We start from the raw sequence: 9,508 nt of genomic DNA, 5'->3' as shown, positions 1-9,508 counted from the left end.
GGATTCAGGCCCGCCAGCACCTCGTCCAGCAGCAAGAGGCGCGGCCGGGTGGCCAGCGCGCGCGCCAGTTCCAGGCGCTTGCGCCCGGCCACCGTCAGGTCGGCCGCCGGCTTGTCCAGCGAGGCCTGCAGGTTGACGCGCGCCGCCACGGCCTCGGCCGCGGCCAGCGCCTCGTCGCGATCCGCCAGGCGCAGGTGTGCGCCCACGGCGATGTTCTGGCGCACCGTCTGCGCGCCGAACGGCTGCACGATCTGGAAGGTGCGGGTCAGGCCGAGCCGTGCGGATTCGTGCGGCGCCTGGCCCGTGATGTCCTGCCCGGCAAAGTGCACGGAACCGGAACCAGGTTTCAGAAAACCCGACAGCAGGCCGAACAGCGTGGTCTTGCCCGCGCCGTTGGGCCCGACCAAGGCGGTGAGCGAACCTTGGGGCACGTCCAGGCTGACGTCCTGCACGGCCTTCAAACCGCCGAACGTGATGGATAGATTGCGCGCTTGCAGCAAGAAGTCAGACACGGGCGCGCTCCTTCGATTTGAACAGGCGGCCCAGCGACTGTCCGCCGCCGGTGATGCCGCGCGGCATGAACATCACGATCAAAATCAGCACCACGCCGTAGATGACCATGCTGATGCCAGGCAGCTCGCCGAACAGGTTGCGGGTCAGGTCGGCCAGCGCATGCAGCGTCACCGCGCCCAGCAATGGGCCCCACAGCGTGCCCATGCCGCCGACGATGGCGCCGACCAGCGCCTCCACCGACACGGCCGAGCCGAATGCGATGCCCGGATCGATGTATTGGAAGACCTGAACGTAGAAGGCGCCCGCGACACTCATGAAGGCGGCCGACAGCGCGATGCCGCCCAGCTTCACACGCAGCGGATTCACGCCGATGGCGCGCGCCGCGTCCTCGTTGTCGCGCACGGCCTGCAAATAGGCGCCGAAGCGCGAATGGCGCAGCCAGGCGGTCACCAGCAGGGCCAGCAGCACGAAGGCAAGCAGCAGGTAGATGTAGCCGCGGCGCGAGCCGAACTGCATGTTGGCCACGCCTTCCTGCAGCGGCACCATGAGGCCCACGCCGCCGCCCGTGAACGACGCCGACAGCGCCAGGATGCGGAAGACTTCAGCGAATGCCAGCGTGACCAACGCGAAGTACGAGCCTTTCAATCCATAACGGAACGTCAGCCCGCCCACCGCCACGCCGACCAGCGCGCCCAGTGCGATCGCCATGGGCAGCACCAGCCACGGATTCAGCCCCAGATTGAGCTGGCCCAGCGCCTGCGCATAAGCGCCGACACCAAAGAACAGCGCATGGCCGAACGACAGCTGCCCGCCATAACCGCCCAGAATGTTCCAGGCTTGCGACAGCAGGGCCGCGTACAGCGACATCATCACGAACGTCAGCAGCACGCCCGACTGGGACAGCGCGGCCACGGCCACCAGCACCACCCCGAACAGCGCGATTGCGCAAAGATCCCGTTTCATCGTCAGCCCCTCGCCCCGAACAGCCCCTGCGGGCGAAAGAGCAGCACCGCAATGAAGATCGCGAAGATGCCCATCTGGCCCAGCGAGTCGCCCAGGAACAGGCCTCCGATGGACTCCACCACGCCGATCAGCAATCCGCCCACCAGCGCCCCCACGAAACTGCCCATGCCGCCCAGCACCACGATGGTGAAGGCAACCAGCACGAAACCGCTGCCCACTTGCGGATTGACGTAGTACGCGGGCAAGAGGAAACACGCCGCCGCGCCCAGGCACGCCATGCCGATGCCGAACGACACGGCGTAGACCTTTTCGACGTCGATGCCCATGAGCTTGGCGCCCTGCTTTTCGCGAGCGACGGCGCGGATCGCGCGGCCCAGGTCAGTGCTGCGGATGATCCAGAACAGCACCGCCGCCACCGCCAGCGCGCCGCAGAAGGCGATGACCTTGGGCAGCGCGATCATTGCCGGGCCAATCTCTACCGTGGACAGCGTGTACGCCGTGTCGATGCTGCGCGTGTCGGACTTGAACCAGACCAGCGCCAGGTTCTCCAGCACGATCGCCAGGCCCAGCGTGACCAGCAGGATGTTCTCGTCCTTGCCGTGACTGGCGCGGTTGATGACGAGGCGCTGCAAGGCGTAGCCCAGCACGAACATGCCGGCCACCACCAGCGGCAAGGCGGCGTAGGGGTCGATGCCCAGCCGGTCCTTGAGCAGATAGACGGCGTAGAGCGCCACCATGAGCGCCGCGCCGTGGGCGAAGTTGATGATGTGCAGCACCCCGTAAATCAGGGTCAGGCCCAGCGCGATGAGCGCGTAGACCGCGCCCGTCGTCAGGCCGTTCAGCACCGAGGAAAAGAGGATGGCGGGATCGAGCATGGGTCTTGTCAGGCCTTCAGCGGAAACACGGCGTCGGCCTGGCGGTATTCGGCCGGGAAGATCACCTTGATGTCGCCCCCGATCACCTGCGTGAGCAGCGGCTGCGCGCCGGTGTTCTGGCCGTTGACGAACTTGGTCGGGCCGTAGGGCATCAGGTTGTCCTGGAAGGTGCTGGCGGCCAGCGCCTCGATGATCGCGCCGCGGTCGGCGGACTTGGCGCGCTCCAGCGCGTCGGCCAGCAGCAGCATCGCGGTGTAGGTCATGAAGACCTCGTAGCTGAAGTACGCGCCCTTCTCTTCCACGCGGGCCTTCAGCGGCGCGACGCGCGCATCCTTCGGGTTGAACCAGTGGTTGCAATCGATGATGCCGTTGGCGATGTCCGGGAATTCCTTCAGGAACTTGTAGCTGGATGCCGCCCCGCCCAACACGGAGTAAATGGCCTTGGGCTGCACCTTCTGCTGCTTCATCGCGCGCAGCAGCAAGGCGTATTCGTTGTAGTAGTTGGCCGGAATCACGATGTCCGGGTTCACCGACCGCATGCGCAGCACGATGTTGTTGAAGTCGCGCGTGGGGTTCGGGTGCTTGACGATCTCTTTGACCTCGAAGCCGTGCTGCGGCAGTGACTTGGCCAGTAGCGCCGCCGTGCCCGTGCCGAACAGCGAGTCTTCGTGCACGATCATCACGGTCTTGGCCGGCTTGCCGGCGGCGTCGTTCAGCGCGGCCAGGTCCAGGATGGCGCGTTCGCTACAGGCGCGATAGCCCGGTCCGAAACGGAACGTGTTCTTCAGGCCGCGCTCCACGATCTGGTCGGCCACGCCCACGTCCACCACGTGCGGCAGGTTGTACTTGGCCGCGGTCTGGGTCGTCGCCAGGCAGATCGCCGAGGCATACGCGCCCACGATGGCCGACACGCCCGCCTCGTTCATCTTCTCCACTTCGGCCGAACCCGCCTCGGGACGCGACTGCGCATCTCCCAGCACCGCCTGCAGCGGCGCGCCGCCCAGCGACTTGATGCCGCCCGCCTTGTTGATGTCCTCGATGGCCAGCAGCGCGCCCAGGCGGCATTGCTGGCCCGAATACGCCAGCGCACCGGTCACCGGATGCAGCACGCCGACCTTGATGGGCGTGGCGCCCTGCGATCGGGCCACCCACGGGGCGGACACGAGGGCCGCGGCGGCGGCGGATTGGTAGAGGAAAGTGCGGCGCGAATTCATGGGCGGATCTCCGAAGGGTTCAATGGAATTGGGCCGACAGCTCTTCGCTGACCCAGACCTTGGCGTCGATGCTGCCGACGCGCGATAGCTGCAACTGATACTGGTAGCGGTCGGGCCGGTACAGGCCCTGCAGCAATTGCACGGGCCGGTCGCCGACATCGCGCACCAGGCGCGTGACGGCCAGCAAGGCCGAGCCCACCGACACGTCCAGATGGCGCGCGACCTGCGCATCCGCCAGGCGTGCGGAAATGGTCTGCGTGGCGCCGCCGAACTCCACGCCGGCCGCTTCCAGCAGCATCAGCAGCGGCTCGCGCTCGAGGTCCTCACGCGTGAAATCGGCCACGGACTGCGGCACGTAGGTGGTGATGTGGGACAGCGGCCCCGCGTCGGTGCTGCGCACCCGCAGGCTCTTGTGCACGGGCGTGCCGGATGGAATGTGCAGCGCCTCGGCCACCGTGGGCGGCGCAAACACCAGCGTGCTGTCCAGCACCTGCACCGAGGTGCGCAGGCCCATGTTGACGATGTTTTCCAGAAGGCCGGTCAGGTGCGCCTTCTGTTGCGCGCTGGGCGCCGCCGCGGCGTGGGCGCTGGATGCGCCGCGCAGGGGCCAGGTGCCCAGGCCGGGCCGGCGCGTCACCAGCCCGTCAGCAACAAGCATCTCCATTGCCTTGCGGATGGTGATGCGCGCCACGTCGAACTGGTCCGCCAGCGCATGCTCTCCGGGCACGCCGTCCTGATCGAACCGCCCCTCCTGCAATTGCTCGCGCAGGACGAGATAGATCTGGTGGTACTTCGGAAGTGGTAATGAGGTTCCCATGACGGGAACTCTAGGGGTGTCCTAATGTACGGTCAATGGAACAAATGGCTGGACGGGTTGTTCTATCGGGAAAACACCGACTCGATCCGATTGCGTCCCCGCTGCTTGGCGTAATACAGCGCGCGGTCGCTGCGGCTGAGCGCCAGCTCGGCGTCGTCGTCCTTCGTGTGCAGAGCGGAAATCCCGATGCTGACGGTCAGTGGAATGTGCCGCCCTTCAGACAGATAGGGCGTATCGGCGATGCGGCGCTGCACGTTGCGGGCAAAGACGCGGGCGCGTTCGATGTCGGTGTCGGGCAGCACGACGGCGAATTCTTCTCCGCCGATGCGCCCCACCAGGTCGATCTCACGCAACTGCGTGCGCAGCATGCTCGCAAAATGCTGCAGCACACCATCGCCGATGGCGTGGCCCCAGGTGTCGTTGATGTGCTTGAAATGATCCAGGTCGCACATCAGTACGGCCGATCCCAGCCCGCCGTGACCCTTGATCCGCGCCAACTCCGCGGCGATGCGCGACATGAAATGGCGGCGGTTGGGCAGGGTTGTCAGCGCGTCGGTCGCGGCCAGCTCGCGCAGTTCGAGCTCGGCCCGCTTGCGGTCGGTAATGTCGGTGACGAAGCCGTGCCAGACCACGCCGCTGTCGGCATCCCGCCTTGGGCTCGCGTCGCCCTGCCGCCAGCGCACGCCCTGCAGGGGCAGGCACACGCGGAATTCCACATGCCAGGGGGTTCGCGCCGCCGCCGCGGCCTGCAGGGATGCGCGGTAGACAGGCAGGTCTTCCGGATGGATCCGCTGTTCGACGGCGGTCGTGCTGGCCCGCACGTCGTCTGCGGTGAGTTCGAACATGTCCCAGATGCCCGCGCTGACGTACGAGAAACGCGATCCGCCCTCGGGCAACGGCCGGCATTGGAAGACCAGACCGGGCACCGCGTCGGTCAGGTTGACGACAAGGTCCGCCGTGCGCTGGAGCCTTTCCGACATGGCGCGCACGGCGCTGATGTCGGTCGTGGTGCCCATCATGCGCAGCGCCCTGCCCGATTCGTCGCGGCTGACCACCTTGCCGCGGCTGCAGATCCATTTGTAGCTGCCATCCTTGCACCGGATGCGATGTTCGACTTCGTAGCTGTCGGTCTTGCCGTCGAAGTGATCTTGCATCGCGGCCCGCACATAGACCAGGTCGTCCGGGTGCAAGCGGGTATAGGCGTCCTCGATGCGGGTGGTGAGTTCGGATTCGCCATAGCCCAGCAAAGCCTTCCAGCCGGGCGAATACGTGATCTCTCCGGTCACCACATTGCGGTCCCACACCCCCGTACCGCTGCCCGCGATAGCCAGCGACAGCTTGCGGGCCTCATCGCGCCAGGTGTCTTCGTCGGCGCGTTCGCACGCCAGCGCGTGGCGCTTTTCGACGGCCGTGGCGGCCAGGCTGGCGAGGTCCTGCAAGGCCTGGCGGTCTTCATCTGAGAAATCGCGCGCCTGCCCGTGCCCGAGACGAAAGACGCCGAGGAGGCGGCCATCTGCGGCGCGCACCGGAAGTTCGAAGGACCACGGACACCGGCCATCGGCGCAGGCCGGGCCGGCTGCCGCCTGCCACACGCCATCCGCATCGGTGCAAACGATGGCGGCCAGATCCACGTCAAACATCCGGCAGGCCAGGCGCGCCAGCTTGTCCAGCGGGCCGTCCGGATCGCGCTGCGCGACGCCGGCGGCATCGACCGGCGATGGGGTTGGGGACACATCACCGGTAGCGGGCATGTCAGAACCTGATCAATACGACATTCATCGGTACAGCCTGGCGCAACGTGGCTGACATTCTGTCACGGTTCGCACCAAAAATGCATCATTTCGGCAGATATGATCGCGGGCCTATGAGACCCCTGATTTCCGTAACGTTGCCGTGCTGGCGGCCTCGCTGGAAGGCCGCGCTGACGTATCCGCTATGGCTTGCCGCCGCAGTGGTGGTGATGGCTTTCCATTCCGCCATCGCGGCCGCGCAGCCCTTCGACCGCCATGCGGAAAACGTGCGCTATCAGCAATGGCTGAGCGAATTCCGGCAAGATCTGCGCCGGCTGCAATCGGCCGATGGGCAGCCGAGGGACATCAACGCCCTGTTCGCTGGAACGGTCGTACCCGGCTCGCGCGCTGCGGCGCTGCTGGAAAAACTGGCGGCAGCCCAGCCGGGCGGTACATCCGGCGAAATCCATTTCGTGGGCATCCGGCGCGTCTTCCTGGCCGCGCTGTCCGACGCCGTCGTGGCGGGCGACGGCGGGGTCTATCCCGAAACACAACCGGCGTTTCAGCAACCTGCGCTACGCGTGATGTACGTACATGTGGACGGTGGCGGGCGCCTGGAACGCTATTTCAACGACCCCGAGGTCTTCAAGCCCTATCGGCTGCCGGCACCGGGCGTGTTCGCACGCAACGCGTATCCGTTCCTGCTGTTCGAGGAACGCGATGGAAAACTGCGCCTGGGCGGCGTATCCAAGGAATTCTGGGATCTCGTGACATTCATGGATGCGCTGCAATATGCGTGATCGTCTTTGCCGTGTTGCCTTTGGCGCCGCGTTGGCCTCGGCCTCGGTCCTGCACGCCGCCCCGGCCCTGGCGGACTGCGGTTCTGCGGACTCGGGGTTTTCCGAGCCCGGCGCTTTGACGGCGGTTCGCGTTTCCGTCGATGTGACGCAATCGCGTGTCCTGCTGGGCCGCCAGGGCGAACGCATCGCCACGCAGCCGCAACCGATCTGGCTGACCGCGTCCGGCGATCCGCACCCGCGTACCTGGATGGACAAGGTGGACTGGACGGCCTATCGCGTGGGCGACGGCGAAGGTGCGGCCCACGCGCAACTGCTTTTCGACGCCGACGGCCGGCTTTGCCGGGTCCAGCACCTGGACCCGCGGGCTTTGGGCAAGCCGACGGTATCCGGCGGCCATGCGTTCGAGTACGGCGCTGACGGGTCCCTGCTGCGCGTGGCCGAGTACACGCGCACGCATGGCGCGGCCTACACGCTCGTCGGTCAGGTCTGCCTGCGGCGCGATGCGCACGGCGCACTTCAGGCATTTATCGCCGGGTCATGCGGCGCGGCGATGGACGCGGCCCCCGGGCGGCGCTACGTACGCGATGCAATCGGCAGGCTGCTGCGTGTCATCGACGCCGCCGCCAGCGAATCCGTCGCGGTGCAGACCTACGATGAACAAGGCCGGCCCGCCGCGCGGTATGTGCGGCGGCAGTCTGCATTCATGTCGCCGGATGGCCACGACGATCCCGGGGCGTATGCGCAGCCCGAAGCCCTGCGGGACCGTCTGCACGTGATCGAGCGCGACGCGCTGTCGCGGCTGTCGACCGACGTGGCCGGCAATGCATGGCGCATCGTTCGCCTTCCGGAAGACATCGCTTTGGACGACGATGACATGGTGTCTTGGGATCCAAGCAGCCAGACGGTGCTGGCCGAGGGCGTGACCGGCGACCAGGGTCAGTGCGCGCTCGATCCCGCCACGCAGGAAAAGGTCTGGAAGGCCATGCAGGACGAGCCCGGGCGGATTCTCTGGTACACGGACCCCATGAGCCGGGTTGTGCTGGTGCCGGCCATGCCGGCCGCGACGTGGCGGGCATGCACGGACCCCGCGAACGTGTCGCGGGACGCCTGCCTGTAAACCGCAGGCGCGGGGCGTCCGTCACGGAACGCTGGCCGCGCCTGCCGGGCGCCATCGCGCGTTACGCGGACCTGGGCCGGGTATCCACCGGCAGGCACAGCAGCGCCGTCAACAGCGCCAGCCCCACGTGCGCGGTGTAGATCGGCGAGAAATCCGCGTGACTGGCGACGCCGTGCCCCAGCAGCAGCACCGTGATCGCCACGCCCAGCACGCCGCCCACCTGGCGCGTCGCCTGGTTCACCGCGCTGCCCACGGCGTAATGCTGCGCCGGCAGCCGGTTCACCGCCGCCCCCGACAGCGACGGCAGCACCATGCCCACGCCGATGCCGCTCAGCAGCAGACCGGGCAGCCATTCGGTCAGATAGGCAGGCTCTGCGCCCGGCACCAGCAGAAACCACAACCCGCTTGCCGCATACACCAGCGCGCCGCCCACCAGAAAGGGCCGATGCCCCATCCGCCCCGCCAGCCGGCCGGTGATGATCGCCGTCGGCATCACGAGCAGCGGACCCGGCGTCACCGCCAGCCCCGCGCGCGGCAGGCTGTAATGCCACACGCCCGTCATGTAAAAGAAGAACGCGAAGAACATCATGGCAAAGGCAATGCCGAAGCTCAGCGTCGCCAGGTTCACGTAGCGGTACGTCCGGTGCTTGAACAGCGCCAGATCCACAAGCGGGTGCGGCGTCACGCGCGCCCAGGCCACGAAGGCGATCAGCGCCATCACACCCACCGCCGCCGCGATCGCCAGTTCGCTGCGCTGCCACGTCGGCGATTCCGATTGCACGATGGCCAGGGCCACCGCCCCCACGCCCACCATCAAGAGCGCCATGCCCACGCCGTCCACACGGCGGCGCGCGTCGGGCTTGACCGACTCCTTCAGCATCCCCGCGCCGAACCACAGCGACACCGCGCCCAGCGGCAGATTGATGTAGAACGCCCACGGCCATCCCGCCACGTCCACCACGAACGCCCCAAGGCTCGGGCCCACCGCCGCCGCCAGTCCGCCCACCGCGCCCCACAGGCTGACCGCGACCGACCGCTTCGACGCCGGAAAGGCCGCCAGCACGATCGACAGCGACGCCGGCGTCAAGAGCGCCGCGCCCACCGCCTGCAGCACCCGCGCCGCGTNNGTTCCGTGGCCGCCAGTCCACAGACCGCCGACGCCGCCAGAAACAGCAGCACCCCGCCCATGAACATGCGCTTGCGGCCATGCGTGTCGGCCAGTCCGCCCGATGGGATCAACATGGCGGCAAAGACCACCGTGTAGGCATTGAGCACCCAGGACATGTCCGCGGCTGAGGCCGTCGGGAATCCTTCGCGCAGCGCGCCGAACGCGGCGAACAGCATCGTGCTGTCCAGCGACACCAGGAAGACCGCGATGCTGGCGATCCAGAAGATGGGCCAGGGGGATGCCTGCGGGGCGCTGGCGGCGTGGCCGGACGCGGCCGCCGTGCCGGGGCCGGTTGCGGCGTGCCCGGGCTC

8 protein-coding genes and 1 pseudogene are annotated in these 9,508 nt (G+C 67.4%); 2 read left to right on the top strand and 7 right to left on the bottom strand.

The features are described 5' to 3' along the window. The 6 genes from B3446_RS03760 to B3446_RS03735 form a co-directional block, all read right to left on the bottom strand. A partial coding sequence (locus B3446_RS03760) for an ABC transporter ATP-binding protein (protein ID WP_291377357.1) occupies nt 1-512 on the bottom strand: 512 nt, incomplete at its 3' end. Then, the gene (locus tag B3446_RS03755; RefSeq protein ID WP_291377356.1) at nt 505-1,476 is read right to left on the bottom strand and encodes a branched-chain amino acid ABC transporter permease; all 972 of its coding nucleotides are present in this window, start codon (nt 1,474-1,476) and stop codon (nt 505-507) included. The genes B3446_RS03760 and B3446_RS03755, both read right to left, overlap by 8 nt. A gap of 2 nt (nt 1,477-1,478) precedes the next feature. Beyond that, on the bottom strand, nt 1,479-2,351 hold the full coding sequence (locus B3446_RS03750) for a branched-chain amino acid ABC transporter permease (protein ID WP_056570095.1): 873 nt from the start codon (nt 2,349-2,351) through the stop codon (nt 1,479-1,481). Nucleotides 2,352-2,359: 8 nt separating this feature from the next. Next, nucleotides 2,360-3,565 carry an ABC transporter substrate-binding protein gene (locus B3446_RS03745; RefSeq protein WP_191578137.1) on the bottom strand — a complete coding sequence of 402 codons (1,206 nt, stop codon included), beginning with the start codon at nt 3,563-3,565 and terminating at the stop codon, nt 2,360-2,362. A 19-nt stretch (nt 3,566-3,584) separates the two neighbouring features. Continuing rightward, nucleotides 3,585-4,382, bottom strand: coding sequence for a GntR family transcriptional regulator (locus tag B3446_RS03740; RefSeq protein WP_191578138.1), 798 nt, complete (start codon nt 4,380-4,382; stop codon nt 3,585-3,587). 62 nt (nt 4,383-4,444) lie between these two features. After that, nucleotides 4,445-6,133: a diguanylate cyclase gene (locus tag B3446_RS03735; RefSeq protein WP_291377355.1), complete on the bottom strand. Its 1,689-nt coding sequence runs from the start codon at nt 6,131-6,133 to the stop codon at nt 4,445-4,447. Nucleotides 6,134-6,246: 113 nt separating this feature from the next. On the opposite strand from B3446_RS03735, the gene B3446_RS03730 reads away from it, so the two are divergent. Beyond that, a complete protein-coding gene (locus tag B3446_RS03730; RefSeq protein ID WP_291377354.1) occupies nt 6,247-6,912 on the top strand; it encodes a hypothetical protein in 666 nt (221 codons plus the stop codon). Next, on the top strand, nt 6,905-8,029 hold the full coding sequence (locus B3446_RS03725; RefSeq protein WP_291377353.1) for a hypothetical protein: 1,125 nt from the start codon (nt 6,905-6,907) through the stop codon (nt 8,027-8,029). The genes B3446_RS03730 and B3446_RS03725 overlap by 8 nt, the downstream gene beginning before the upstream one ends. Nucleotides 8,030-8,090: 61 nt before the next feature. Here B3446_RS03725 and B3446_RS03720 read toward each other — a convergent pair. Beyond that, nucleotides 8,091-9,508: pseudogene (locus tag B3446_RS03720) on the bottom strand (MFS transporter); the annotation flags it as partial.

Origin of the sequence: Achromobacter sp. UBA5777 (genome assembly GCF_002418565.1) — a bacterium.
Lineage (GTDB): Bacteria > Pseudomonadota > Gammaproteobacteria > Burkholderiales > Burkholderiaceae_B > Achromobacter > Achromobacter animicus.
The sequence above is the reverse complement of the archived record's forward strand: the minus strand, read 5'-3'. Positions and strand labels throughout refer to the sequence as shown.

Bases quoted from the DNA above. Each gene is read 5' to 3' on its own strand.
- B3446_RS03755 (WP_291377356.1), bottom strand. From the start codon at position 1,476: ATGAAACGGGATCTTTGCGCAATCGCGCTGTTCGGGGTGGTGCTGGTG.
- B3446_RS03750 (WP_056570095.1), bottom strand. From the start codon at position 2,351: ATGCTCGATCCCGCCATCCTCTTTTCCTCGGTGCTGAACGGCCTGACG.
- B3446_RS03745 (WP_191578137.1), bottom strand. From the start codon at position 3,565: ATGAATTCGCGCCGCACTTTCCTCTACCAATCCGCCGCCGCCGCGGCC.
- B3446_RS03740 (WP_191578138.1), bottom strand. From the start codon at position 4,382: ATGGGAACCTCATTACCACTTCCGAAGTACCACCAGATCTATCTCGTC.
- B3446_RS03735 (WP_291377355.1), bottom strand. From the start codon at position 6,133: ATGCCCGCTACCGGTGATGTGTCCCCAACCCCATCGCCGGTCGATGCC.
- B3446_RS03730 (WP_291377354.1), top strand. From the start codon at position 6,247: ATGAGACCCCTGATTTCCGTAACGTTGCCGTGCTGGCGGCCTCGCTGG.
- B3446_RS03725 (WP_291377353.1), top strand. From the start codon at position 6,905: ATGCGTGATCGTCTTTGCCGTGTTGCCTTTGGCGCCGCGTTGGCCTCG.